The organism is Sphingobium sp., from assembly GCF_036170395.1.
Classification (GTDB): domain Bacteria; phylum Pseudomonadota; class Alphaproteobacteria; order Sphingomonadales; family Sphingomonadaceae; genus Sphingobium.
This window is the reverse complement of record NZ_JAVHPD010000059.1, coordinates 33,228-57,663: the sequence shown is the minus strand read 5'-3', so window position 1 is coordinate 57,663 and position 24,436 is coordinate 33,228. Positions and strand designations below refer to the sequence as shown.

At 66.0% G+C, this 24,436-nt stretch carries 17 protein-coding genes; 10 read left to right on the top strand and 7 right to left on the bottom strand.

What is annotated here, in order from left to right; genetic code table 11:
- Positions 1-38 precede the first annotated feature (38 nt).
- Positions 39-1,556: a fatty acid--CoA ligase gene (locus V2B31_RS15150; protein ID WP_328279976.1), complete on the bottom strand. Its 1,518-nt coding sequence runs from the start codon at positions 1,554-1,556 to the stop codon at positions 39-41.
- Between the two features lie 161 nt (positions 1,557-1,717).
- Between V2B31_RS15150 and V2B31_RS15145 the strand changes: the two genes are divergently transcribed.
- Both V2B31_RS15145 and V2B31_RS15140 read left to right on the top strand, forming a co-directional pair.
- Positions 1,718-2,479 carry an SDR family NAD(P)-dependent oxidoreductase gene (locus V2B31_RS15145; protein ID WP_328279974.1) on the top strand — a complete coding sequence of 254 codons (762 nt, stop codon included), beginning with the start codon at positions 1,718-1,720 and terminating at the stop codon, positions 2,477-2,479.
- 4 nt (positions 2,480-2,483) lie between these two features.
- The gene (locus tag V2B31_RS15140) at positions 2,484-3,248 is read left to right on the top strand and encodes a ThuA domain-containing protein (protein WP_328279972.1); all 765 of its coding nucleotides are present in this window, start codon (positions 2,484-2,486) and stop codon (positions 3,246-3,248) included.
- Here the strand turns inward: V2B31_RS15140 and V2B31_RS15135 are convergent.
- Positions 3,241-3,606, bottom strand: coding sequence for a Rieske (2Fe-2S) protein (locus V2B31_RS15135; protein WP_328279971.1), 366 nt, complete (start codon positions 3,604-3,606; stop codon positions 3,241-3,243). The genes V2B31_RS15140 and V2B31_RS15135 overlap by 8 nt on opposite strands.
- 64 nt (positions 3,607-3,670) lie before the next feature.
- Entirely contained in the window at positions 3,671-4,756 is a 1,086-nt protein-coding gene (locus V2B31_RS15130; protein WP_328279969.1) for an acyl-CoA dehydrogenase family protein, read from the bottom strand.
- Positions 4,757-5,007: 251 nt separating this feature from the next.
- Here V2B31_RS15130 and V2B31_RS15125 point away from each other — a divergent pair, with 251 nt between their 5' ends.
- Positions 5,008-5,823 carry a helix-turn-helix transcriptional regulator gene (locus V2B31_RS15125; RefSeq protein ID WP_328279967.1) on the top strand — a complete coding sequence of 272 codons (816 nt, stop codon included), beginning with the start codon at positions 5,008-5,010 and terminating at the stop codon, positions 5,821-5,823.
- Positions 5,824-5,836: 13 nt separating this feature from the next.
- Here the strand turns inward: V2B31_RS15125 and V2B31_RS15120 are convergent, their stop codons facing one another.
- Positions 5,837-6,871 carry a LacI family DNA-binding transcriptional regulator gene (locus tag V2B31_RS15120; protein WP_328279965.1) on the bottom strand — a complete coding sequence of 345 codons (1,035 nt, stop codon included), beginning with the start codon at positions 6,869-6,871 and terminating at the stop codon, positions 5,837-5,839.
- Between the two features lie 355 nt (positions 6,872-7,226).
- On the opposite strand from V2B31_RS15120, the gene V2B31_RS15115 reads away from it, so the two are divergent.
- From V2B31_RS15115 to V2B31_RS15095, 5 genes are all read left to right on the top strand, one after another.
- Complete coding sequence (locus V2B31_RS15115) at positions 7,227-9,854, top strand: TonB-dependent receptor (protein ID WP_328280114.1); 2,628 nt, start codon at positions 7,227-7,229, stop codon at positions 9,852-9,854.
- 67 nt (positions 9,855-9,921) lie between these two features.
- The gene (locus tag V2B31_RS15110; RefSeq protein WP_328279963.1) at positions 9,922-11,436 is read left to right on the top strand and encodes a tryptophan halogenase family protein; all 1,515 of its coding nucleotides are present in this window, start codon (positions 9,922-9,924) and stop codon (positions 11,434-11,436) included.
- A complete protein-coding gene (locus V2B31_RS15105) occupies positions 11,429-13,243 on the top strand; it encodes an alpha-amylase family glycosyl hydrolase (protein ID WP_422247940.1) in 1,815 nt (604 codons plus the stop codon). The genes V2B31_RS15110 and V2B31_RS15105 overlap by 8 nt, the downstream gene beginning before the upstream one ends.
- Position 13,244: 1 nt before the next feature.
- Positions 13,245-14,849 carry an alpha-amylase family glycosyl hydrolase gene (locus tag V2B31_RS15100; protein ID WP_328279961.1) on the top strand — a complete coding sequence of 535 codons (1,605 nt, stop codon included), beginning with the start codon at positions 13,245-13,247 and terminating at the stop codon, positions 14,847-14,849.
- Between the two features lie 11 nt (positions 14,850-14,860).
- Positions 14,861-16,912, top strand: coding sequence for a glycoside hydrolase family 97 protein (locus V2B31_RS15095; RefSeq protein WP_422247950.1), 2,052 nt, complete (start codon positions 14,861-14,863; stop codon positions 16,910-16,912).
- Positions 16,913-17,031: 119 nt separating this feature from the next.
- Here the strand turns inward: V2B31_RS15095 and ligD are convergent, their stop codons facing one another.
- The 3 genes from ligD to ku are packed head-to-tail and all read right to left on the bottom strand — an operon-like array spanning position 17,032 to position 20,883.
- Positions 17,032-19,533, bottom strand: a complete 2,502-nt coding sequence (gene ligD / locus V2B31_RS15090; RefSeq protein WP_328279957.1) for a DNA ligase D — start codon at positions 19,531-19,533, stop codon at positions 17,032-17,034.
- The gene (locus tag V2B31_RS15085) at positions 19,533-20,006 is read right to left on the bottom strand and encodes an MgtC/SapB family protein (protein ID WP_328279955.1); all 474 of its coding nucleotides are present in this window, start codon (positions 20,004-20,006) and stop codon (positions 19,533-19,535) included. The genes ligD and V2B31_RS15085 overlap by 1 nt, the downstream gene beginning before the upstream one ends.
- A 4-nt stretch (positions 20,007-20,010) precedes the next feature.
- A complete protein-coding gene (gene ku, locus V2B31_RS15080; protein WP_328279953.1) occupies positions 20,011-20,883 on the bottom strand; it encodes a non-homologous end joining protein Ku in 873 nt (290 codons plus the stop codon).
- 248 nt (positions 20,884-21,131) lie between these two features.
- On the opposite strand from ku, the gene katG reads away from it, so the two are divergent.
- On the top strand, positions 21,132-23,339 hold the full coding sequence (gene katG, locus V2B31_RS15075; protein WP_328279951.1) for a catalase/peroxidase HPI: 2,208 nt from the start codon (positions 21,132-21,134) through the stop codon (positions 23,337-23,339).
- 173 nt (positions 23,340-23,512) lie between these two features.
- Positions 23,513-24,352 (top strand): alpha/beta fold hydrolase, encoded by an 840-nt coding sequence (locus tag V2B31_RS15070; protein WP_328280110.1) that lies wholly within the window; start codon positions 23,513-23,515, stop codon positions 24,350-24,352.
- The last annotated feature ends 84 nt before the right edge of the window (positions 24,353-24,436 follow it).

Genomic DNA, 24,436 nt, shown 5'->3' with positions numbered 1-24,436 from the left:
CTATGCCGGTTGCGCCGTCGCCCCTACTCTTGAAAATCTTAGGTTGAGCGCTCGCGCAGCAGGCGGCGCAATACCTTGCCCGAGGGGTTGCGGGGCAGGCTGTCGGTGAACAGCACCGACTTGGGCGCCTTGTAGGCGGCGACGCGGGCGCGCGCCCAGGCGATGATGTCGGCGGGGTCGGGCTGCGTCCCTGCGACGGGCACGACGATCGCCCGGACCGCCTCCCCCCATTTGGGGTCGGGAACGCCGATCACGGCGACGTCCTGAATGTGCGGATGGCTGAAGAGCGCATTTTCGACTTCGGCCGGATAGACATTCTCGCCGCCGGTGATGATCATGTCCTTGATCCGGTCGGCGAGGTAGAGATAGCCGTCCGCGTCCAGCCGGCCGGCGTCGCCGGTGCGCAGCCAGCCATTTGCGTCGATCGTTTCGGCGGTGGCTTGCGCGCGGTTGTAATAGCCAGCCATGTTGGCCGGCGAGCGGATCGCGATCTCGCCCACGTCGCCTTGCGGCACGTCATTCCCTTCCGAGTCGAGGATGCGGATCTCGACGCCGGGCAGCGGCAGGCCGACGCTGCCCATGCGGTCATTGCCAGCGACGTCATGATCCTCCGGCGGGAGGCCGGTGATGGTGCCCGCCGTCTCGGTCATGCCGTACATCTGCGCGAAGCCGCAGCCGAAGATCGCGATCGCCTGCCGCAGCAGATCGGTCGGCATCGGCGATCCGCCATAGCAGATATAGCGCAGGAAGCTGAAATCGGCCTCCGCCGCGCCGGGATGGTCGCAGACGATGCGGAGCGCGGTGGGAACGATCATCAGCTTGGTGATGCGGTGGCGCACGAGCAGGTCGAACAATTGCTGCGGATCAAATTCGCGCACGATAATCGCCTTCGCGCCATGCTGGAGCGACCAGAGCCCCCAGCCCGATCCGCTGATGTGGAAGATGGGCATGGCGACCAGCGCGACATCCTCAGCGCTCCAGCGATACCAGGCGGGCAGCGCGTCGGGCGAGGCGCTGTCGCGCAGGGCGAGCAGGCTGCGGTTGGTGAGCATCGCGCCCTTGGGGTGACCGGTGGTGCCCGAGGTGTAGAGTTGCAGGACGACATCGTTGCGTCCGGCGTCGGCATGGGGGTCGGCATCGTCCTGCGCGTCGCGCCAATCGGCGAACAGCGCGCCCTCCCCTTCGGTCAGCAGCAGCGGGCAGTCGAGCGCGGGATCGAGGCGGGCGGCGAAATCGGGGTCGGCGACCAGCAGCGCGGGGCGGCAGTCGGCGAGGACATAGGCGACCTCCGGCGGGGCGAGCCGCCAGTTGATCGGCACCATCACCATGCCGGCGCGGATCGCGCCCATCCAATATTCGAAATAATGGTCGCGGTTGCGGCCGAGATAGGCGACCCGGCTGCCCGGCGCGAGGCCGGCCGCGCGCAGCCCGTTGGCGACCTGGCTGGCGCGGCGGTCGAGCTGCGCGAAGCTGGTTTCGCGATCCTCGAACGAGAGCGCGACCGAATCGCCACGGGTCGCGGCATGATCGCGCAGATAGTCGCCGATCCTCTTCATGCGCGGTCATCCTCCCTTTTGCCCTGCCGTCATAGCCGGGCGCGCGGCGCTTGTGCCCTGTCAAATTGGATGGGGTGGCGGAGACTGGCGAAATCGTCAGTGCCGCCGTGCGCCGGGCGGACTATGCTGCCTTTTCAAGAATCCGCATGAGGGAGAGCGACATGGATCTGGGCTTGAAGGGCAGGAAGGCGATCCTGATCGGCGCCAATGCGAGCGTCGGCCGGCATACCGCCGAAATCCTGGCGCAGGAAGGATGTGCCGTCGCGCTGTGCGGCCGGACCCAGGAGAAGGTCGACCGGGTGGTGGCGACGGTGCGCAGCTTCGGCGTGGACGCTTTCGGCCAGGCGGTGGATGCGAGCGACGCGCAGGCGCTGCCCGCCTTCATCGACGCGGCGGCGGACGCGCTGGGCGGGTGCGACATCTTCATTTCCTTCGTGTCCACCAATCTGGGCGTGGACAGCGACGAAGGCTGGATGGCGGTGATGAACGCCGACCTATTGCCGCTGTCGCGCGGGGTGCGCGCCGCCCTGCCGCATTTGCAGAAGTCCGACGCGGGGTCGATCGTCACGCTGTCCTCGACTGGGGCGGTGGAGGAGTTCATGGGGCCGCAGCCCTATAATGCGCTGAAAGCCGCGGTCATCAATTACAGCAGCGCGCTGGCGCAGAAACATGCGGCGGAGGGGATAAGGGTCAATTGCCTGATCCCCGGCCCTGTCTATACCGACGATGGCCCATGGGCCTATATCAAGGCCCATATGACCGAATTTCATGACGGCATCCTGGCGCAGATTCCGATGGGGCGCATGTGCAGCGGCGAGGAGATTGGCAAGGCGATCGCCTTCGTGGCGTCGCCCGCCTGCCGTTTCATGACCGGCGCGAGCCTGGTCGTGGATGGCGGCCTCACCAAGCGCGTGCAGTTCTGACGCCATGAGCGAGGCGGCGCATCCTACGCGGATCAACTGCGTCTTGATCGCGGGCGGGCTCTATCATGATTTCGATTATGCGCGGCTGGAGCTATTGAAGCCGCTGGCGGAAGACCCGCGCGTGCGGACGCGGGTGTTCGAGGATTATGGCAATCTGGACGCGATCCGGCAGGCCGATTTCCTTATCACCTACACCTGCGATGTCACGCCGCCGCTGGAGGCGCAGGAGGCGCTGCGCGACTGGGTGCGGGGCGGCGGGCGATGGTATGCGCTACATGGTACGAACAGCGTGCTGCGCCTGTTCGACAATGGCCTCTATGGCGCGCCGCGCTGGGCGCCGCTCCTGATGGAGACGCTCGGCACGCAGTTCATCGCTCATCCGCCGATCGCGCCCTACAAGGTGGAGGTGGCCGATGCGAACCATCCGCTGACGCAGGGAATCGCGCCGTTCGAGACGACCGACGAGCTATATCTGATGGAGCGGCATGGCGACCTGCACGTTCTGCTCGACGCCGAGTTTCAGGGCGAGGCCACGGGGTTCGACGAGGCCGACTGGGCGCACGACCGGCATCCGGTGCTCTACATCAAGGCGCAGGGGTCGGGCGCGGTGCTGTACAATACGCTCGGTCATTGCCGGGGGCATTATGACATGCAGCCCTTCCTCGACTGGTGGCCGCAGGTGGATCGGTGCGCCTGGGACTTGCCGGTGTTCCGCGAGCTGCTGCGGCGGGGGATCGAATGGGCGAAGGACGGGCGGCGGGTCAGCTGAGCGGCGCGACCGGCAGATGCTCGGCGCCCGGCGCTTCGTCGGGCACGGCGACTTCGATCCAGCCATCGCTATCCTCCCGCGCGTCGAAGCGGATCAGCGGGGCGTAGCCCGCGCCGCCGAGGCATTCGCCGCTGTCGAGTTTGAAGCGCGCGCCGTGCAGCGGGCACATGATCGCGCCGCGCCGCACCCGGCCATCAGGCGCGAGCGCGGCGGCCTGGTGCGTGCAGCGGTTGATGAGGGCGTGGAGCCGGCCTTCGTCGCGGACCAGCAGCACCGGCCAGCCCTGAACGATGAAGGCGTGGGGGCCGGGACCGTCGATTTCGTCAGCCCTCGCGATGCGGTGGAAAGTGTCGGCCATGTCTATCTCCGCTCCAGCGCTGGCGTGACGATGTGCCATGCCGGGCGGCCGGCGCACAAGGGGGTCATGCGGCGCGGCAGAGCGACGCATAGGCGTGCAGGTCATGGTCCGCGTCGCCGAGCAGGCGCGTGAGGAGCAGCACGCGCTTGAACGCCTGGCCGACCATCAGTTCCTCGGTCGTGCCGATGCCGCCATGGAGCTGCACCGCTTCTTCGGCGATGTGGGTCGCGCTAGCGCTGATATAGGCTTTGGCGCCCAGGATCGCGGCGCGCGCCTGGGCGGGCGGCTGCGCGGCGGCGCGGTAGAGTTGCGAGCGGCTGAGTTCGAGCAGCGCGTAGCAATCCGCCAGCCGGTGCTGGATCGCCTGGAAGCGGCCGATCGGCTGGCCGAATTGCTGGCGGGTCTTCACATAGTCGAGCGTGGCGTCGAACATATGGGTCATGAGGCCCAGCAGTTCGGCGGCGATGGCGAGCCGGGCCTGATCCAGTACCGCGTCGAGCGCTGCCGTGCCGCCAGCGAGCAGTTTAGCGGGGGCCGCGGCGAAAGCGATGTCGCTCGCGACTGATCCGTCTACAAGGCGATAATCGGCGCGCGCGACGCCGGGGCCGGCGGGATCGACCATGAAGACCTGATCCCGCCCCTCTTCATCGCGGGCTGTCACCAGCAGCAGGTCGGCGAAACCGCCGCCCAGAACGGCGATCTTTTGGCCATGGATGCCGCCGTCCTGAAACCGCATCGCAAGGCTGGTGGGGAGGTAGCGGCCGCCACGTTCGAGATGGGCGAGCGCGGGAAAGCGGGTGCCGGCGATGACGCCGGGCAATATGGCCTCCCGCGCGGCGGCGTCGTCCGATCGGTCGATCAGCGCGGCGGCGAGCAGAGTGACAGGCAGCAACGGTTCGGTCGCGACACCGCGCCCCATGCTTTCCGCGACGGTGATAAGCTCCACCGCGCCGCCGCCAAGGCCGCCCATATCCTCACCGAAAGGCAAGGCGAGCAGCCCGGTGTCGGCAAGCGTCCGCCAGTTGGCCGGGGCGAAGCCATAAGGCTGCGCCACATAAGCGAGGCGGCGGGCGGCGTCATAATGATCGGCGACGAAGCGATCGACCAGGTCGCGGAGCATCAGCTGCTCGTCATTCAAATCGAAGTTCACGGCGGCCTGACCCCTGCTCTCCCACGCCGGTGGCGCAAAGCATCGCGCCCCGTCGGCCGGTTAAAGCATCATGACGGCGGGCAGGCCGACTGCGCTTTCCGATAGGATGGTGCGAAGGGCCGCCAAAAACCTCTCACTAGTCACAGGTTTTTGAACACTTGTCTAAGCATCTGGAGAGGCGTAGCTTTCCCCATATGGAGAGAACAGACGACTCATTCGTCGCCTGCACGGATCGTTTCGACCCAGAGAGCATGAGCCCGGTCGATTTCCGGTCAAGCAGGCAGGGCACCATCTGCATCGCGTCGATCGACGATGTGCGGCCGGCCGCGGAGGCATTGCGCGATCTTGCAAAGGAGATCGGCAATTTCCAGGTCGCGGCCTGCGCCAATATCGCGTCGAAATCGCCGATGATGGATGCACAGGGCCATGCGCTGGCCTCCGCTGTATTCGGTTGGCCTGGGTCGAAGGACCAGTGGTGGAAGAAGCCGCTGCTGGCGCTGAGTTCGCCGCTGACCTTCGCCTGCCGCTATGAAAGCGAACCCTTCTGGGTCAACGCCAAAGGCATCCATACCCGCGCGCCCAACCCGCTGCTCGACCAGATCGACCTGTCGCATTTCCGGGACGAGGTGAATGCCAAGGCGGTCATCGTGGTGCCGGTCCACCTGCCCTTCGGCCAGATCGGGGTAGTGAGTTTCTCGCTGATCGACGACCGCAGCGAAGACCTCTCCCGAGAGTTTGAACTCTATGCCGACGTGCTGGAATATCAGGCGCGCCGCTTCATCACCGGCTATTCGCGGGTGGCGAGCGAGCGGCACTGGATCCCGCGCAATTGCCGCCTTTCAAAGCGCGAGGTGGAGTGCCTGCGCTGGGCGGCGCTGGGCAAGACCGATGTCGAGATCGCGATGATCCTGGGCCGCAGCTGCGCGACGGTGCGGTTCCATATCCACAACGCCGCGATGAAGCTGGAGGCGGTCAATCGCAGCCAGACCGTATTCAAGGCGACGCAGCTCGGCTATCTCGGCAGCGTCGCCGTGTCGGCGGCCTGCGGACATCATAGCCCCGCCTGAGCCTGCGGCGATTTCAGACGGCGGTGCTGCCGCGCACCACGAGCCGCGCCGGAAGGGTGGAGGGCGGCACCGGCAGCCCCTCGATCTGCGCCACCAACGTGTCGACGAGCAGCTGGCCCGCGCCCTTCATGTCCTGCATCAAGGTGGTGAGCGGCGGGCTGGTGAGGCTGGCGGCGGGAATGTCGTCGAAACCGATGATCGCCACATCCTGCGGTATGCGCAGCCCGGCCTGGGCCAGCGCGCGCATCGCGCCGATGGCGATGAGGTCGCTGGCGGCGAAGATGGCGTCGAACGGCGCGCCGCGCCCGATCAGCGTCTGGGCAGCCGCCTGTCCTGCCTCCTCGCCGGTCAGCGCATCGACCTGGAGCGCTGGATCGGGCGACAGGCCATGCGCCGCCATTGCCTGGCAGAGCCCGGCATAGCGATCGGCGAATTCGGGATAATGGCCGTCCGCATGGCCGAGAAAGGCGATCCGCCGCCACCCCAGCCCCAGCAGATGATCTCCCGCCAGCCGCCCCGCGCCGACATTGTCGGAGCCGACGGTCGGCCCGATCGTATCGTCCCCGACCGATCCCCAGCGGACGAAATGGGTGCCGTGGCCGACCAGATCGGTCAGGCGCCGCTCATAGAGCGTATAGTCGCCATAGCCGAGCAGGATGAGCCCATCGGCGCGGTGGCTGTCCTGGTAGCGGACATGCCAGTCATCCTCCATCTTCTGGAAGGAGATGAGCAGGTCCAGCCCGCGCGCGCCGCATTGGCGGGTGATCGACCCCAGCATGGCAAGGAAGAAGGGGTTGATGTTCGATTCGTCGGGCGTCGGGTCTTCAAAGAAAAGCAGCGCGATCGTATTCGATCTTTGCGAGCGCAGCGAAGAGGCGTTCTTGTCGACCGAATAGTTGAGTTCGCGGGCGATCGCCTCGATCCGCTCGCGCGTTTCAAGGCTGACCGAGCGCGATCCGCGCAGCGCGCGGCTGACGGTCGGCTGCGACACGCCAGCCAGATAGGCGATGTCGAAACTGGTCGGCTTGCTGCTGGGCTGCCGCCCCATGGCTCCGCTCCCGAACGGCGCGCTCATCGCGCCACAGCGACGATAGGACAGGGCGGAAATCTTGGCAATTGCGTCCTTTGGGCCGGTTAGGATCGTGGCCCCGCAGCCACAGCATCGCGTTGCATAATCCGCGCATACGTATGCCGTATGGCCGCTGACGCTCTGGCGGGCGTATGAAGACGCCACCGCAGGACAGCGACACTGCACGGTCGCGCCTGCGGAACCAGGGTGTCTGCATCGGCCAAGAGGGCTGTGCCGATGTCATAGGGGAGAGGATCTTACAGTGGCTAATCATATCGCGCGCGCCCCATGGCTGGGCGCATCCCTGCTTGCCATCTCGATAGCCGCGCCGGCGATGGCGCAGGAAGCGCCGCAGGCGGATAGCGCCGCGCCGCAGGATGAGTCGGCCAACACCATCGTCGTCACCGGCTTCCGCGCCGCGCTGGAAAGCGCGGTCAACGTCAAGAAGAGCGCGCAGACGATCGTGGAGTCGGTGTCGGCCGAGGATATCGGCAAGCTGCCCGACGCATCGATCGGCGAATCCATCGCCCGCCTGCCTGGCCTCACCTCGCAGCGCCTGTTCGGCCGCGCCAACTCGATCGCGATCCGTGGCGCGAGCGCGGACCTCTCCTCGACCACGCTCAACGGGCGGCCGCAGACCTCCACCGGCGAGCAGCGCAACGTCGAATTCGATCAATATCCGGCCGAAGTCGTCAACCGGGTCGACGTCTACAAGACGCCGCAGGCGAACCTCATCCACCAGGGCCTGGTCGGCACGGTCGATATCCGCACCATCCGGCCGCTCGACTATGGCAAGCGGCTGATCGCAGTCGGAGCGCGCGGCGTTTACGCTGACCTCGGCAAGGTCAATGCCGACAGCAAGGACAAGGGATATCGGCTGACCGGCACCTATGTCGACCAGTTCGCGGGAGACTCGATCGGCGTCGCGCTGTCGGTCGCCTATAGCGACGAACCCTATCAGAGCGAGGAGTTCGAGGCCTGGGGCTATGCCGACGGGCCGAACGGCAACAAGGTGATCGGCGGCATCAAGCCGTTCGGCGTGTCGACCCAGCTCAAGCGCCTCGGCATCCAGGGCGCGGTGCAATATCGCGCGAGCGACACGCTGATGCTGACCTTCGACGGCTTCTACGGCGATTTCAAGGACAAGCAGATCAAGCGCGGCATCGAATTCCCGCTCTTCTGGTCGGGCGCGCAGCTCTCGCCAACGGGACTTGAGACCGAAGGCGACTTCATCAAGGGCGGCACCTTCTCCAATGTCGAGGCGGTGGTGAACAACCATGGCTATGAGCGCACCTCGACCATCTTCTCGGGCGGGTTCAACGCCAAATATACCGGCGACGATGGCTGGTCGGCGAGCTTCGACTTCGGCTATTCGCGCACCGACCGCAGCGAATTGTCGCTGGAGACCAACGCCGGCACTGGCCCCGGCGGCGGCGTGGGCGCGACCGACACGCTGACCTTCGTCAGCGGCAAGAAGGGCACGCGCTTCACCAGCAACCAGCTCGATTATTCGGACGTCAACGCCATCGTGCTGACCGATCCGCTGGGCTGGGGCGGCGGCGCGCCGCTCGGCCATCAGGAAGGCTATTATAACGACCGCATCATCGACGATGAGCTGAAAAGTTATCAGCTGGAGGTCGGCAAGGAGCTGGAAGGCGGCTTCTTCTCCAAGATTTCGGTTGGCCTGGGCTATACCGACCGCACCAAGTCCAAGACGCCGGACGAATATTTCCTGAACCTGGCCGGCGGCGCGCGCCAGCTGGTGCTGCCGCAGGAATATCGGATGAGCGCGACCGACCTGAGCTTCATCGGCGCTGGGCCGATCCTGTCCTACGACCCGTTCCAGCTGCTGGAAGACGGCGTCTATGTGCGGACGCTCAACCCCAGCAAGGACGTGCCGGCGAAAGCCTATGCCGTGACCGAGCGGGTCATGTCGGCCTATCTGATGGCGGACATCAAGACGCCGGTCGGCGCGTCGGAACTCACCGGCAATATCGGGGTGCTGGCGCAGAATACCGAGCAGAAGTCGCGCGGCTTCATCAACCTGGCCGCCGCGTCGCTGGTGCCGACCACGCGCGGGGACAATTATTGGGATATCTTGCCCAGCATGAACCTGTCGCTGCGCCTGCCGAGCGACATCGTCTTCCGCCTGGCGGCGGCGCGCGAAATCCAGCGGCCGCGCTTCGAGGATATGAAGGTGAGCCTGGATTACGGGTTCAACACCGCCAGCGGGATCGTGACCGGCACCGGCGGCAATCCCAATCTGCGACCCTACCGCGCCTGGGCAGCGGACTTCAACATCGAGAAATATTTCGGGACCAAGGGGTATCTCGGCCTCCAGCTCTTCTACAAGAAGCTGCAAAGCTACGTCTATCGCGAGACCGTGCCGTTCGATTATAACGGCCTGCCGGTGGTGGTGCCGCCCGGCGTCACCGACCTGCGCGGCACGATCACCCGGCCCGTCAATGGCCAGGGCGGCAAGCTCTATGGCTTCGAACTGGCGGGCACGGTGCCGTTCGACGTGGTCACGCCCGCGCTCGACGGGTTCGGTCTGACCGGCGGCGTCGGCTATACCAAGACAAGCATCCGCCCCGGCGTCGGCGCGGCCGCCGAAGACCTGCCCGATTATTCGCGTTGGGTCGCGAACGGCACGCTCTTCTTCGAAAAATGGGGCTTCTCCGCGCGCGGGTCGGTCCGCTACCGCTCGTCCTTCGTCGGCCAGTTCGTCGGCTTTGGCGGTGAGCGGGAATTGCGTCGGGCGCTGAGCGAAACCATCGTCGACGGCCAGGTCGGCTATGAGTTCCAGAAGGGCAGCGCGCTCGAAGGCGTGTCGCTGTTCCTCCAGGGACAGAATCTGACGGACGAGCCGTTCGTGTCGATCGATCCGGGCGCGCCGCTCCAGATCCGCAATTATCAAAGCTATGGCCGCCGCTTCATGGCGGGCTTCAACTACCGCTTCTGATATGTAGAGTGGCTCCGGCGGCACGGGTCGCGCCGCGGAGCCACATCTTCGCAAGGGGGATCATCCCATGGATGGAACGGCCGCGCGCACCATCGTGATCGCCGGCGGGGGCACGGCCGGCTGGATGACGGCAGCCGCCCTCGCCCGCTTCCTGCCGCGCGGCTGGCGGGTGACTTTGGTCGAATCGGACGAGATCGGCACGATCGGCGTCGGTGAGGCGACCATCCCGATGATCCGCCTGTTCAACCAGTCGCTGGGAATAGACGAGGCCGATTTCCTGCGCGCGACGCAGGGCAGCTACAAGCTGGGTATCGCCTTCGAGGGCTGGGGCGGGTTCGGCGAGCGCTATATCCATGGGTTCGGGCTGGTCGGGCGGAGCCTGGGGCTGCTGCCTTTCCACCAATATTGGCTGCGCGCGAAGGCGCTGGGGCTGGCGCGGCCGATCGGGGACTATGTGCTCAATGTCGCGGCGTGCGAGGCCAATCGCTTCGCGCCGGTCGATCGTGCGCCGGGCAGCGCGCTGCCGCCAATGCCCCATGCCTATCATTTCGACGCGACCCTCTATGCCCGCTATCTGCGCGCCTATGCCGAAGCGCGCGGGGTGGTGCGGCGCGAGGGGCGGATCGTGGAGGTGCTGCGCGACGGCGAGAGCGGGGATGTCAGTGCGCTCCGGCTGGCGGACGGCGGGCTGATCGAGGGCGGGCTGTTCGTCGATTGCTCCGGGATGCGCGGGCTGCTGATCGCCGGCACGCTAGGCGCGGGCTATGAGGATTGGAGCGAATGGCTGGCCTGCGACCGGGCGGTGGCGGTGCCGAGCGCGCGGGTCGAGGGACCGGTGCCCTATACGCGCGCGATCGCCAGCGCCGCCGGGTGGCGCTGGCGCATTCCGCTGCAGCATCGCACCGGGAACGGCCATGTCTTTTCCTCCGCGCATATGAGCGAGGATGAGGCGACGGCGATCCTGCTGGCGGGGCTGGACGGGGAGGCGATGGCAGAGCCCCGCACGATCCGCTTTGCCGCCGGGCGGCGGCGCGAGGCGTGGCGGCATAATGTCGTCGCCATCGGCCTGGCGTCGGGGTTCATCGAGCCGCTCGAATCGACCAGCATCCACCTCATCCAGACCGGGATCAGCCGGCTGATCGATTTACTGCCCGACGGGAAGGTCGCGGCGGCGGACCGGGACACCTATAACCGCCTCACCGCCTTCGAGATCGAGCGAATCCGAGACTTCGTGATCCTGCATTATGCCGCCAACGGCCGGGCGGGTGAGCCTTTCTGGGACCGGCTGCGGCAGATGGACCTGCCCGAACGGCTGGCGCAGCGCATCGCATTGTTCCGCGCGCACGGGCGGATCATCCGCGAAGGCGAGGAACTGTTCGACGTGCCGGGATGGGTGCAGGTGATGATCGGGCAGAATATCCTTCCCGAGCGCTGGCACCCGCTGGCCGATCAGCTGGAGGAGCGGCAGCTCTCCGCCTTTCTCGACACCGTCCACAAGGCGGCGACCGGCGAGGTCCGCCATATGCCGCTGCACGCCGATCTGCTGGCGCGATTGCACCCCAAGGAGCCTGTTCATGCGTAAATTTGCCGCCCTGATGACCGGTGCGATGATGATGGCGGCGGCGATGCCGGCCGGAGCGGATACGCTGAACGACCTGCGGGCGCGGACGCCCGACCAGGAGATCGTCTATTTCGTGCTGCCCGACCGCTTCGCCAATGGCGATCCGAAGAATGACCGGGGTGGCCTCACAGGCGATCGGCTGGCGACCGGCTATGATCCCGCGTCGCGCGGCTTCTACCATGGCGGCGACCTGAAGGGGCTGACGGCGAAGCTCGACTATATTCAGGGGCTGGGCGCGACCGCGATCTGGCTGGCGCCCATTTTCAAGAACAAGCCGGTGCAGGGCGGGAAGGGCCAGGAAAGTTCGGGCTATCATGGCTATTGGGTGACCGACTTCACCACCGTCGATCCGCATTTCGGCACCGACGCGGACTTCAAGGCGCTGGTGGACGCGGCCCATGCGCGGGGCATGAAGGTCTATATGGACATCATCGCCAACCATACGGCGGACGTGATCCAATATGCGGAGAGCCCGACCAGCGCCGCGCCCTACCGCAGCAAGGCCGACTATCCCTGGTCGCGCAAGGGCGGGGCGACGGGCGCGCCGATCAATTCGGGCTTCGCTGGCGATCGTGACGCAAGCGCCGCCAACTGGGCGAAGCTGACCGATCCTGGCTTTGCCTACACGCCGGTCGTGCCGAAGGGCGAGGACAAGGTGAAAGCGCCCGCCTGGCTCAACGACCCGATCTACTATCATAATCGCGGCGACACCGACTGGAAGGGCGAGAGTTCGCAATATGGCGATTTCGTCGGCCTCGACGATCTGGCGACCGAAGACCCGCGCGTGGTCGCGGGCTTCATCGACATCTACAAGGGCTGGATCGACCGGTTCGGCATCGACGGGTATCGGATCGACACGGCGCGGCATGTGAATGCGGAATTCTGGCGCGCTTTCATCCCCGCGATCCGCGCCCATGCGGCGGACAAGGGCATCCCCAATTTCCATGTCTTCGGCGAAGTCGCGACGGGCGACTATGACCCGGCGCTGCTGGCGAGCTGGACCCGCAATGCGGCGTTCCCGGCCGTGCTGGACTTCGCCTTCATGCGCGCGGCGGTGGACGCAGCGAGCGGCAAGAGGGGGACGGACATGCTGGCGCGGATGGTCGAGGACGACGGCCTCTACGAAGGCGGCAAGGCGGCGGCGCTGCAGCTGCCGACCTTCCTCGGCAATCATGATGCGGGGCGGTTCGGCTGGTTCCTGCGGCAGCAGAACCCCGCGATGAACGATGCCGAGGCGCTGGCGCGGGACATGCTGGGCCATGCGATGCTGCTGACGCTGCGTGGCGTGCCGACGCTCTATTATGGCGACGAGCAGGGCTTTGCCGGCAAGGGCAACGACCAGCAAGCGCGGCAGGACATGTTCGCGTCCAAGGTCGCGGAATATAATGCGGACAGCCTGATCGGGACGGCGGCGACGACGGCGCGCGACAATTTCGAGGCGGGCCATCCGCTCTATCGCGAAATCGCCAGGCTCGCCAGAATCCGGCGCGAGACGCCCGCATTGTCGCGCGGCGCGACTATCCTGCGGGCGAGTTCGGACAAGCCCGGCCTGTTCGCGGTATCGCGCATCGACCCTTTGACCGGGCGCGAGGTCGTGCTCGCTTTCAACACATCGGCCGCTCCGCTGTCGGGCCATATCGCGGTCGATCCGGCGAGTGGCGGGTTCACCGCCCTCGCCGGCCCCTGCCCCGCAGCGCCGGCTGCGCCCGGCAGCATCGCGCTCACCCTCCCCGCCTTCGGCTATGCCGTCTGCGCCGCCAGAGATTGATATGACGCCTATACTCTCAACCGATCTGCCCTGGTGGAAGGGCGCGGTCATATACCAAATCTATCCGCGCAGCTTCTGCGACAGCAATGGCGACGGCATCGGCGACCTAGCCGGCATTACGCAGCGGCTGGAGCATGTCGCGAAGCTGGGCGTGGATGCGATCTGGATTTCGCCTTTCTTCACCTCCCCCATGCGCGATTTCGGCTATGACATAGCCGATTATTGCGATGTCGATCCGATCTTCGGGACGCTCGGCGATTTCGATGCGCTGGTGGCGCGGGCGCATGACCTGGGCCTCAAGGTCACGATCGATCAGGTCTATGCCCATACGTCGGACCTGCACGACTGGTTCGCGAAGAGCCGGGCGGGCCGGAGCGGCGACAAAGCGGACTGGTATGTCTGGGCCGATCCCAAGCCGGACGGGACACCGCCCAGTAATTGGCAGTCGGTGTTCGGCGGCCCGGCCTGGACCTGGGATGCGCGGCGCGGGCAATATTATATGCACCAGTTTCTGAGCAGCCAGCCGCAGCTCAACGTCCATAACCCTGCCGTGCAGGATGCGCTGCTGGGCGCGATGCGCTTTTGGCTCGACCGGGGAGTCGACGGCTTCCGGCTCGACGCGCTCAACCATTCGATGCACGACCCGCTGCTGCGCGACAATCCGCCCGCGCCCGCCGACGGCAAGCTGCGCACCCGGCCGTTCGATTTCCAGATCAAGCGCTATAGCCAGAGCCATGCAGGCGTGGCCGATTTCGTCGCGCGCATCCGCCGCCTCTGCGACGACTATGGCGCGATCTTCACCGTGGCGGAGGTGGGCGGCGCGCTCGCCGAAGCTGAAATGAAAGCCTATACGGCGGGCGAGACGCATCTCAACAGCGCCTATGGCTTCAACTTCCTCTATGCCGATGCCCTGACCCCGGCGCTGGTCAAGGACACGGTCGAGCGCTGGCCCGATGAGCCGGGGATGGGCTGGCCGAGCTGGGCTTTCGAGAATCACGACGCGCCCCGCGCTCTGTCCCGCTGGTGCGCGCCGCAGGACCGCGCGGCGTTCGGGCGGATGAAGACGATGCTGCTGGTTGCGCTGCGCGGCAACGCCATCCTCTACCAGGGCGAGGAGCTGGGGATCACGCAGGTCGATATTCCCTTCGAGAAGCTGCAAGACCCCGAGGCGATCGCCAACTGGCCGCTCACCCTGTCGCGCGACGGCGCGCGGACGCCGCTGCCCTGGGAGGCAGACGCGGCGCAGGCGGGCTTTTCCAGCGCCGAGCCGTGGCTGCCGATCGGCGAGGAAAATCGCGCGCGGGCGGTGGACGCGCAGGAAGCGGACCCCAATTCGCTGCTGCATCACACCCGCGCGATGCTGGCGCTGCGGAAGGCCAATCCGGCGCTCAAATATGGCAGTCTGGACGTGCTGGTCGCCGACGAGCAGCGGCTGCTGTTCCGGCGGCAGGCCAACGGCCAGTCCTTGCTCTGCCTGTTCAACCTGTCGGCGCAGGCGGCGCAATGGCCGGCGGAGATCGCCGCCACCAACCATGTGCTCGCTGCGGTGAATGGCGCCGCGCCCGGCACCCTGCCCGCCTATGGCGCACTGATGATCGAGGAATGACGATGACGACGATGTTCAAGGCCGCGCTGGCAATTCCTTTCCTGCTGGCCCCTTTGCTGGCGACACCGGCGCTGGCGCAGCAGGCGCGACCCTCGGTCACGGCCGCTTCGCCCGATGGCGGGATCGTGCTGACCGTTTCGACCGACAATGACAGCCGGCCGACCTGGTCCTTGTCGCGTAAGGGCAAGCTGCTGATCGCGCCGTCGAAGCTGGGCTTCATCCTGACCGACGGGCTCAACATGGTGCGCGGCTTCTCGATCACGGGGTCCGAGAAGGGGGCGGCCAAGGAGACGTGGGAGCAGCCCTGGGGCGAGCGTCGGTTCGTCACCGACAATCACAATGAGCTGCTGGTCCGCTTCAAGCAATCGGACGTTCAGGGCGCGCGGCTGATGAATGTGCGCTTCCGGTTGTTCGACGATGGCGTCGGCTTCCGGTACGAGCTGCCCGAGCAGCCGGGCCTCAAGACGATGCGGATCGCGGACGAATCGACCGAGTTCGACATCGCGCCCAAGGGCATGGCCTGGTGGATCCCCGGCGGCGAGTGGAACCGCTATGAGCAGGTCTATCAGGCGACGCCGATCGACGCGGTGGCGACCGCACATACGCCGATCACGATGCGGCTGGAGGATGGCACGCACCTCAGCTTCCACGAGGCGGCGTTGGTCGATTATTCGGCCTATTGGCTGAAGCGCGCATCGGGCCAGACGTTCCGCACGACGCTCTCGCCCTCGTCGCAAGGGGCCCGGGTGATCCGCGACCTGCCGTTCAACACGCCCTGGCGTTCGATCCGCATCGCCGACAGCGCGGCTGGGCTGGTCGAAAGCGACCTAGAGCTGAACCTCAACGAACCTAACAGGCTGGGCGACGTCAGCTGGTTCACGCCCGCCAAATATATCGGCATCTGGTGGGGGATGATCCGCGGCGACTGGAGCTGGGCCGAGGGGCCGAAGCATGGCGCGACGACTGCACGGACGAAGCAATATATCGACTTTGCGGCGAAGCATGGGTTCCGGGGCGTGCTGGTCGAGGGATGGGACAAGGGCTGGAACGGCGAATGGTTCGGCCATGGGGACGCGTTCAGCTTCACCCAGGCGACGCTGGACTTCGACCTGCCGGGCCTCGCCGCCTATGCGAAGAAGAAGGGCGTGCGCCTGATCGGCCATCATGAGACGGGCGGGAATATCGCCAATTATGAGGCGCAGCTCGACGACGCGATGAAGCTTTATGGCGGGCTGGGCGTCGATGTAGTCAAGACCGGCTATGTCGCGGACATGGGCGGGATCATCGCGCCGGGGGACGCACCGGGCACGACCCGGATGGAATATCATGACGGGCAGCGACAGGTGCAGCATCATCTGAAGGTTGTGGAGACGGCCGCGAGATATAAGGTCACGGTAAATGCGCATGAGCCGGTCAAGGATACCGGCCTGCGCCGCACTTATCCCAACTGGGTCGCGCGCGAAGGGGCGCGAGGGATGGAGTATAATGCCTGGGGGGCGTTCGCGAACGGGCCGGACCATGAGCCGACTTTGGTCTATACGCGGATGCTGTCCGGGCCGATGGACTTCACGCCCGGCGTGCTGAGCCTGGAGGGCGCGGAGCATGTGCCGCTCGCCTCGACGCTGGCGAAGCAGTTGGGGCTCTATCTCGCCATCTATTCGCCGATCCAGATGGCGGCGGACTTCATCGAGGAGCTGGCGAAATATCCCAAGGAGCTGGACTTCATATCGAAGGTGCCGGCGGACTGGAGCGAGAGCCATCTGATCGCGGGCGAAGTGGGCGACTATGCGATCTTCGCGCGCAAGGACCGCAACAGCGCAAACTGGTATGTCGGCGGGGTCAATGACGCGACAGCGCGGACGGTGCCGCTCAGCTTCGATTTTCTGGAGCCGGGGAAGAGCTATAGCGCGACCATCTACAAGGATGGCGAGAGCGCGACCTATCTGACCGAGGCGCGGCACAGGATCGCTTACGAGACACGCACCTTCCGCAAGGGGGACCGCTATGACCTCTGGCTCGCGCCGGGCGGCGGCGCGGCGATGCGGCTGGTCGAGGCGAAGTAGGCTGCCGGCTTCTCGACTTCGCTCGAAGCGAACGGAGATTTTTGTGGGTTCCGGCCTTTGAGGCTGGGCTTTTGTGCCGCCGGGCCGGACTGCACGCCGGCCCGGCGGCTTTTTTCTGGTCAAATGTCCGGCAGCGTCTGCGCGGCGAAGCCCCAGCCTTTGAGCGAGCTGGCGCGATCGAGCAGCGTATCGGCGTCGCCGATACCGAAGGGGTGCGCGTCCTTCATGGCGTCCAGTTCGTTCCAGTCGAGGGGGATGGCGACTGGCGCGCCGGGGCGGGCGCGGGCGGAATAGGGGAGGACAGCGGTGCTGCCGCGCTGGTTGCGCAGCCAATCGATGAAGATCTTGTCCTTGCGCTTGGCCTTGCTCATCGTGGCGACGAAGCGGTCGGGTTCAGCGGCGCTGAGCGCCTGGGCGAAGCGCGCGGCGAAATCCTTGTGCGCGTCCCAGTCATGGCCAGGGGTGAGCGGCACGACGACATGGACGCCCTTGCCGCCCGAGAGCATCGCGAAAGAGACGAGGCCGATGTCGGACAGGCGGGCGCGGATATCCTGCGCGGCGGCCTTCACCCGGTCGAAATCCATGCCCTCGTCGGGGTCGAGATCGAAGATCATGCGGTCGGGCCGCTCCACGGCATCGGCGCGGCTGGCCCAGCCGTGAAATTCGATCGTCCCCATCTGGACGCAGGCGAGCAGCCCCTCGGCATCCTCGACATAGATATAATCTTCCGCGCCGCCATCCTTCTCGCGGATCGGCACCTGATGCACCGCCTTGCCGAAGGCGCCGCTGTCATGCTTCTGGAAGAAGCATTTTTTCGCCCGCCCCTGCGGGCAGCGGACGAGGCTGACGGGGCGATTGGCGGCGAAGGGGAGCATCAGCGGGGCGATGGCGGCATAATAGTCGGCGAGTTCGCCCTTGGTCTGGCCGCTTTCGGGGAAAATGACGCGATCGCGGTTGCTGATCTTGACGATCTCGCGGGGCTTGGGCGCGGCGGCGGGTTTCTCGGGCTTCACCTCGGCCGCCTTCTTGTCGCTGCGCAGCCCTAAAAAGCTGGCGTGGCGGACGCGGCCCTCGGCGGTGAATTCGGCGAAGGCGATTTCGGCGACGAGGTGCGGCTTCAACCATGTTGCGCCGCGCGACTCGGTGCGGGGCAGGTCGGCGGGGGCCTTGTCCGTCCCGATTGGCTGCATTGCCTTGTCGAGGTCCGCCATGAGGTCCGCGTCGAAGCCGGTGCCGACCTTGCCCTTGTAAACGAGGCTTTTGCCCTCATGCTGGGCGAGCAGGAGCGACTTGAACGGGCGGCCGCGCGCGCTGCTGGCGGTCTTGCCGATGATGATGAACTCCTGGCGGCGGGTGCATTTGACCTTGACCCAGCTTTTCGTGCGGCCGGCGCGATAGGGAGCGTCGATCCGCTTTGCGATGATCCCCTCCTGCCCGGCGCCGCACAGCGAAGTGAATAGCTGCTCGCCCGCGCCGATGACATGATCGGCGACGCGGATGGGGGGGGTGGCTTCGCGCAGGAGCGCCTCCAGCCTTTCCTTGCGCTCGATCTGGGGGAGGGATTTCATGTCCTTGCCCTCCAGCGAGAGAAGGTCGAAGGCGAAGAGGTGGAAGGGCGTATCCTCCCGCTGCGAACCGTGGCCGCGCTTCAGCACGTCCTGAAGCGCCGAGAAGCTGGGGTTGCCGTCGGGGCCGAAAGCGACGATCTCGCCGTCGATGAGCGCGGGCGGCAGGTCGAGCGCGGCGATGGCGCGTACGAGCGGGCCGAACTTGTCGGTCCAGTCGAGGCCGTTGCGAGTGGAGACGCGCACCTTGTCGCCTGCGACGGCGACGAGGGCGCGATAGCCGTCAAACTTGATCTCGTGCATCCAGTCATTGCCGGCGGGGACGGCGTCGATCAGCGTCGCGAGCTGCGGCGGGGCGAAGGCGGGGAGCTTGGCGGCGGTGCGGGGCTTCTTCGCCACCTTCGCATTATGGTCGCGGGCGGCCTGCATCTTCTCGCCGAACGCCTTGCCCTTCGCCCCTTTCAAGGACTGCGCCGCCTCCTTGTCCGCCGCGATCTCGGCCATGGAGCGGCCGGTCAGGACGCTGATGAGCGCGCGTTCGACCAGTATGTCGCCCTCCCCCGCTTCGTCTTCGCCGACCTTGCGGAGCAGCCAATTGTCGCGCTTCTCGCCTGGTCGCCTTTTCATGCGGACCAGCAGCCATTCGCCCTTCATCCGCTCGCCGTCGAGGGTGAAGTGGAGATGGCCGTCCTTGAGGTCGGCCGCGCTCTTGCCCGCGATCGGCGCCCAGGTGCCGCGATCCCAGAGCATCACCGTGCCGCCGCCATATTCGCCCTTGGGGATCACCCCCTCGAAGTCGCCATAGCTTAAGGGGTGGTCCTCGGTCTGGACGGCGAGGCGCTTGTCGGATGGGTCGATGCTCGGCCCCTTGGTCACGGCCCAGCTTTTGAGCACGCCGTCCACCTCCAGCCGGAAATCCCAATGGAGGCGAGTGGCGTCATGCTTCTGGACGACGAAGCTGTTGCCGCTGCTTTTCGCCAGTTCGCCCTTGGGCTCCTTCGTGCGGGTGAAGTCGCGCTTGGCGTTATAGTCGGCGAGCGGGCTTTTCGCGGCCATCAGGCTTCGTCCTTCGGCAGCAGCCAGCGATCCTCCGCCACGCGGAGCAATGTCAGCATGACGATGGCGACGATCGAGGCGCTCACCACCAGCGGCCATTGGCCCGCGCCGCAGGCGATGCCGATCATGCCGGCGAGCCAGACATGGGCGGCGGTGGTCAGATTCTTGATCCTGCCCTGGTTGAAGACGATGAGGCCCGCCGCGATGATGCCGGTGAAAGCGGCCGACGCCTCGAACACGCGCAGCGGATCGATATTGCCTTCGCTGCCGCCCATCTGCTTGTGGAGGGCGATGGCGCTGATCGTCATCAGCGCGCAGGTGAAGCAGAGTATGCCATGGGTGCGTAAGCCTGCCGGATGGCCGCGCAATTCGCGGTCGAGGCCGAGCAGCAGACCCAGTAATGCCGCTGCGCCGAGCCGCAGCAGGATCGGCCCGTCGATCAGATGAAGGGGGGTGGCCGGATTCAGCTCCATGGCGTCAGGCGCTCTTGCGCTTGGCCGGGGCGCGGGGTTTGGCGGGGGCCTTCCTGGCCGGCGCTTTTTTCGCAGGGGCCGGCTTGGCGGTGTCGCCGACCGACTTTTTGAGCGCGGCCATGAGGTCGATGACATTGCCGCCGCGCGCGGAAGGCGCCTCGTCTTCCTCCTCGATGACGCGCTTGCCCTTGGCCTTCTTCTTTTTCTCGATCAGGCGGTGGAGCGCGTCGACATAGCGGTCGTGAAATTCCTCTGGGCGGAAAGGCGCGGTCTTCTTGTCGATGATCGCTGTGGCGAGATCGAGCAGGTCTGGATCGGCCTTCTGATCGGGGATCGAAGCGAAATATGTCTGGGCCTTGGTGACTTCGTCGGCGTAGCGCAGGATTTCGAGGATCAGCCCCTTGCCGCAAGGTTTCAGGGAGACGAGCTGCTCGCGCCCGCGCACCGACAGTTGCCCGAGGCCCACCTTGCGGGTTTCGCGGAGCGCGTCGCGCAACACGGCATAGGCTTCCTCCGCCAGATCGTCGGCGGGGAGGACGAAATAGGGCTTTTCATAATAGAGAACGTCGATCGCATCGGCCTCCACGAACTGAACGAGGTCGAGCGTCTTGCGGCTCTCGATCTTGACCGCCTCTATCTCCTCATCCTCCAGCAGCACATAATTGCCCTTGGAGACTTCATAGCCCTTGATGATGTCGTCGCTGTCGACCGGGCCGACGCCCTGCACCACCTTTTCATAGCGGATGCGCTTGCCGGTGGGCTCGTGGATCTGGTTGAAGGCGACCGCAGCGCCCGAACGGGTGGCGGGGTAGATTTCGACGGGGATAGAGACGAGCGCGAGCCGGATCTGGCCCTGCCAATATGCGCGTGCAGCCATGGTGTAACCTCCGCCCTATCAGCGCGCACAAAGGCGGTAAGTTCCGTTTCGGACCCGGCACGGAAATGGCGGTGCGGCAGCGCGCTATCCCAAGTTATTTTCGCCATGCCGCGTCAGCCGTGCCGCCTGTCTTGAGCCGGTCATCGGGTTGCGCGATAAAGTCGATCAGTCAAAGCGATAATCCCGGCTTTGAAGCGCCATGCAGCGGCGGTAGACCGATGCACATCCGGCAAAGAGGAGAGAGTGCGATGGACGCCAAGACGACCGACCCCCTAAGCTGTCCGATGAAGGAACCCGGCGCGCTGCGGACGCTGCTGGGGCGCACCAACCGCGACTGGTGGCCCAACCAGTTGTCGCTCGACATTCTTCAGCAGAACGGCCTGTCGGGCGATCCGATGGGCGACGATTTCGACTATGCCGCCGAGTTCAAGACGCTGGACCTGGCGGCGGTGAAGGCGGACCTCACGGCGCTGATGACCGACAGCCAGCCCTGGTGGCCGGCGGATTACGGCCATTATGGTCCCTTCTTCATCCGCATGGCCTGGCATTCGGCCGGCACCTATCGCACCGGCGACGGGCGCGGCGGCGCGTCTTCGGGATCGCAGCGCTTCGCACCGCTCAACAGCTGGCCGGACAATGGCAATCTGGACAAGGCGCGGCGGCTGCTGTGGCCGATCAAGCAGAAATATGGGCGCAAGCTGAGCTGGGCGGACCTCATGATCCTGGCCGGCAATGTCGCGATCGAGTCGATGGGCGGGCCGGTGTTCGGCTTCGGCGGCGGGCGCAAGGACGTGTTCGAGCCGGAAAAGGACATCTACTGGGGCACCGAGGAGCAATGGGTCGGCAGCGAAGGCAGCCTGACCCGGATCGACGAGGAAGAAGGCCGGGCGCTGGAAAGCCCGCTGGCCGCGATCCAGATGGGCCTCATCTACGTCAATCCCGAAGGGCCGGGCGGCAAGCCCGATGCGCTGCAATCGGCGCGCGACATTCGCGAGACCTTCGCGCGGATGGGCATGAACGACGAGGAGACGGTGGCGCTGACGGCGGGCGGGCATACGTTCGGCAAGGCGCACGGTGCGGGCGATGCTTCGCTGGTGGGTGCGGAACCCGAGGGCGCGGATATCGCGCAGCAGGGGCTTGGCTGGCAGAGCGGGCATGAGAGCGGCATGGGCGATCATACGATCACCAGCGGCATCGAAGGCTCGTGGACGCCCACCCCCATACAATGGGACATGACCTATTTCGACATGCTGCTCGACCATGAATATGAGCTGGTGCGCAGCCCCGCCGGGGCGAAGCAGTGGCAGCCGGTCGGCAACCCCGAAGAGACGCTCGCGCCCAAGGCGCATACGCCGGGCGTCAAGGTGCCGACGATGATGACCACCGCCGACATGGCGATGAAGGTCGACCCCGCATATCGCAAGATCATGGAGGCGTTCCGGGCCGATCCCGCTTACTTCGCCGACGCTTTCGCCCGCGCCTGGTTCAAGCTGTGCCATCGCGACATGGGGCCGAAGGCGCGTTACCTGGGGCCGGATGTGCCGGCCGAAGATCTGATCTGGCAGGATCCGCTGCCCGCGCCGGTCCACCCGGCGCTGAGCGATGCCGATGTCGCGGCGCTGAAGGACAAGATCGCGGCGTCGGGCCTGTCGGTGCAGGATCTGGTCAAGACCGCCTGGGCGAGCGCCGTCACCTACCGCCGGTCGGACCATCGCGGCGGCGCGAATGGTGCGCGTATCCGGCTTGCCCCGCAGAAGGACTGGGACGTCAACGAGCCGGCGGAGCTGGCGCGGGTGCTGAGCGTCTATGAGGGGATTGCACAGGCGGCGGGCAATGTCTCGGTCGCCGACCTCATCGTGCTGGGCGGCAGCGTCGGCATCGAGGCTGCGGCGAAGGCGGCAGGTCATGAGCTGACCGTACCGTTCACGCCGGGCCGGGTCGACGCGACCGAGGAGCAGACCGACGCGGAAGGCTTCGACGTGCTGGAGCCCAAGGCCGATGGCTTCCGCAACTATCTGCAAGTGCGCTTCAACGTGCCGACCGAGGAACTGCTGGTCGACCGGGCGCAGCTGCTGGGCCTGTCCGCGCCGGAGATGACGGTGCTGGTCGGTGGCCTGCGGGTGCTGGGCGCGAACCATGGCGGGTCGCAGCATGGCGTCCTGACCGACCGGGTGGGGCAGCTCACCAACGACTTCTTCGTCAACCTGCTCGACATGAACACCGCCTGGAAGCAGGTGGATGACGAGGGCGACGAGACCTTCCTCGGCTCCGACCGGGGCAGCGGGGAGAAGCGCTGGACCGCGACTCGCACCGACCTGGCATTCGGGTCCAACTCGCAGCTGCGGGCGCTGTCCGAAGTCTATGCGTCGGCCGATGCGGGCGAGAAGTTCGTGAAGGACTTCGTCGCGGCCTGGGTCAAGGTGATGAACGCGGACCGGTTCGACCTTAACGCCTGACATTAAGAGAACAGCGAGTGGGACAGCTCTTTGGCGTTTTCGCGCCAGGGAGCTGTTCTATTTTATCGAACAGTTCAGGTGATTTTATGCGGATAAATCCTGTCATCATCACCGGCTACAAGGGGGGCACGCCGGATGATCCGGTGGCTTGCCTCTCAGCAAAGGACCATGCCATGACCAACTTCGTGACCACCAAGGACGGCGTCGCCATCTTCTACAAGGATTGGGGGCCGAAGGACGCGCAGCCGATCATGTTCCATCATGGCTGGCCGCTGTCGGCCGACGATTGGGACGCGCAGATGCTGTTCTTCCTGGGGAAGGGCTATCGCGTCGTCGCCCATGACCGGCGCGGCCATGGGCGTTCGGCGCAGGTCGATTTCGGCCACGACATGGCGCATTATGCCGCGGACGCGGCGGCGGTCGCAGAGCATCTGGACCTGAGGAACGCCATCCATATCGGCCATTCGACCGGCGGCGGCGAAGTCGCGGCCTATGTCGCGCGCCACGGCATACCCGCCGGGCGCGTCGCCAAGGCGGTGCTGGTGAGCGCGGTGCCGCCGATCATGCTCAAGACCGACCGCTATCCCGGCGGGTTGCCGATCGAGGCGTTCGACGGGCTGCGTGCGGGGCTGGTCGCCAACCGCGCGCAATTCTTCCGCGATGTCGCGAGCGGTCCCTTCTACGGCTATAATCGCGACGGCGCCGACGTGAAGCCGGCCGTGATCGACAATTGGTGGCGGCAGGGGATGATGGGCAGCGCGCTCGCCCATTATGAGGGGATCAAGGCTTTCTCCGAGACCGACCAGACCGATGACCTGAAGGCGATCAGCGTGCCCACGCTGGTGCTGCATGGCGATGACGATCAGGTCGTGCCCTACAGGAATGCGGGCGTGCTTCAGGCGGAGATATTGCCGGACGCGGAACTGAAGATTTACGAAGGCTATTCGCACGGGATGCTGACGGTGAATGCCGATGTGCTGAACGCCGATATATTGGCTTTTATTCAGAAGTGAGTGCTGGCGGGTGGGTCGAAAGGCCCGCCCCTTCTCTATGGACAGGCGCTGATTTATTCTTGTTTCTTGGCGAAAGCCGGGGTT

Excerpts from the sequence above, each read along its gene's own strand:
- V2B31_RS15110 (WP_328279963.1), top strand. The coding sequence starts at position 9,922 with ATGGATGGAACGGCCGCGCGCACCATCGTGATCGCCGGCGGGGGCACG.
- V2B31_RS15070 (WP_328280110.1), top strand. The coding sequence starts at position 23,513 with ATGACCAACTTCGTGACCACCAAGGACGGCGTCGCCATCTTCTACAAG.
- V2B31_RS15105 (WP_422247940.1), top strand. The coding sequence starts at position 11,429 with ATGCGTAAATTTGCCGCCCTGATGACCGGTGCGATGATGATGGCGGCG.
- V2B31_RS15100 (WP_328279961.1), top strand. The coding sequence starts at position 13,245 with ATGACGCCTATACTCTCAACCGATCTGCCCTGGTGGAAGGGCGCGGTC.
- V2B31_RS15095 (WP_422247950.1), top strand. The coding sequence starts at position 14,861 with ATGTTCAAGGCCGCGCTGGCAATTCCTTTCCTGCTGGCCCCTTTGCTG.
- V2B31_RS15150 (WP_328279976.1), bottom strand. The coding sequence starts at position 1,556 with ATGAAGAGGATCGGCGACTATCTGCGCGATCATGCCGCGACCCGTGGC.
- V2B31_RS15120 (WP_328279965.1), bottom strand. The coding sequence starts at position 6,871 with ATGGGGCGGCAGCCCAGCAGCAAGCCGACCAGTTTCGACATCGCCTAT.
- katG (WP_328279951.1), top strand. The coding sequence starts at position 21,132 with ATGGACGCCAAGACGACCGACCCCCTAAGCTGTCCGATGAAGGAACCC.
- V2B31_RS15145 (WP_328279974.1), top strand. The coding sequence starts at position 1,718 with ATGGATCTGGGCTTGAAGGGCAGGAAGGCGATCCTGATCGGCGCCAAT.
- V2B31_RS15125 (WP_328279967.1), top strand. The coding sequence starts at position 5,008 with ATGAGCCCGGTCGATTTCCGGTCAAGCAGGCAGGGCACCATCTGCATC.
- V2B31_RS15085 (WP_328279955.1), bottom strand. The coding sequence starts at position 20,006 with ATGGAGCTGAATCCGGCCACCCCCCTTCATCTGATCGACGGGCCGATC.
- ligD (WP_328279957.1), bottom strand. The coding sequence starts at position 19,533 with ATGGCCGCGAAAAGCCCGCTCGCCGACTATAACGCCAAGCGCGACTTC.
- V2B31_RS15135 (WP_328279971.1), bottom strand. The coding sequence starts at position 3,606 with ATGGCCGACACTTTCCACCGCATCGCGAGGGCTGACGAAATCGACGGT.
- V2B31_RS15140 (WP_328279972.1), top strand. The coding sequence starts at position 2,484 with ATGAGCGAGGCGGCGCATCCTACGCGGATCAACTGCGTCTTGATCGCG.
- ku (WP_328279953.1), bottom strand. The coding sequence starts at position 20,883 with ATGGCTGCACGCGCATATTGGCAGGGCCAGATCCGGCTCGCGCTCGTC.
- V2B31_RS15115 (WP_328280114.1), top strand. The coding sequence starts at position 7,227 with ATGGCGCAGGAAGCGCCGCAGGCGGATAGCGCCGCGCCGCAGGATGAG.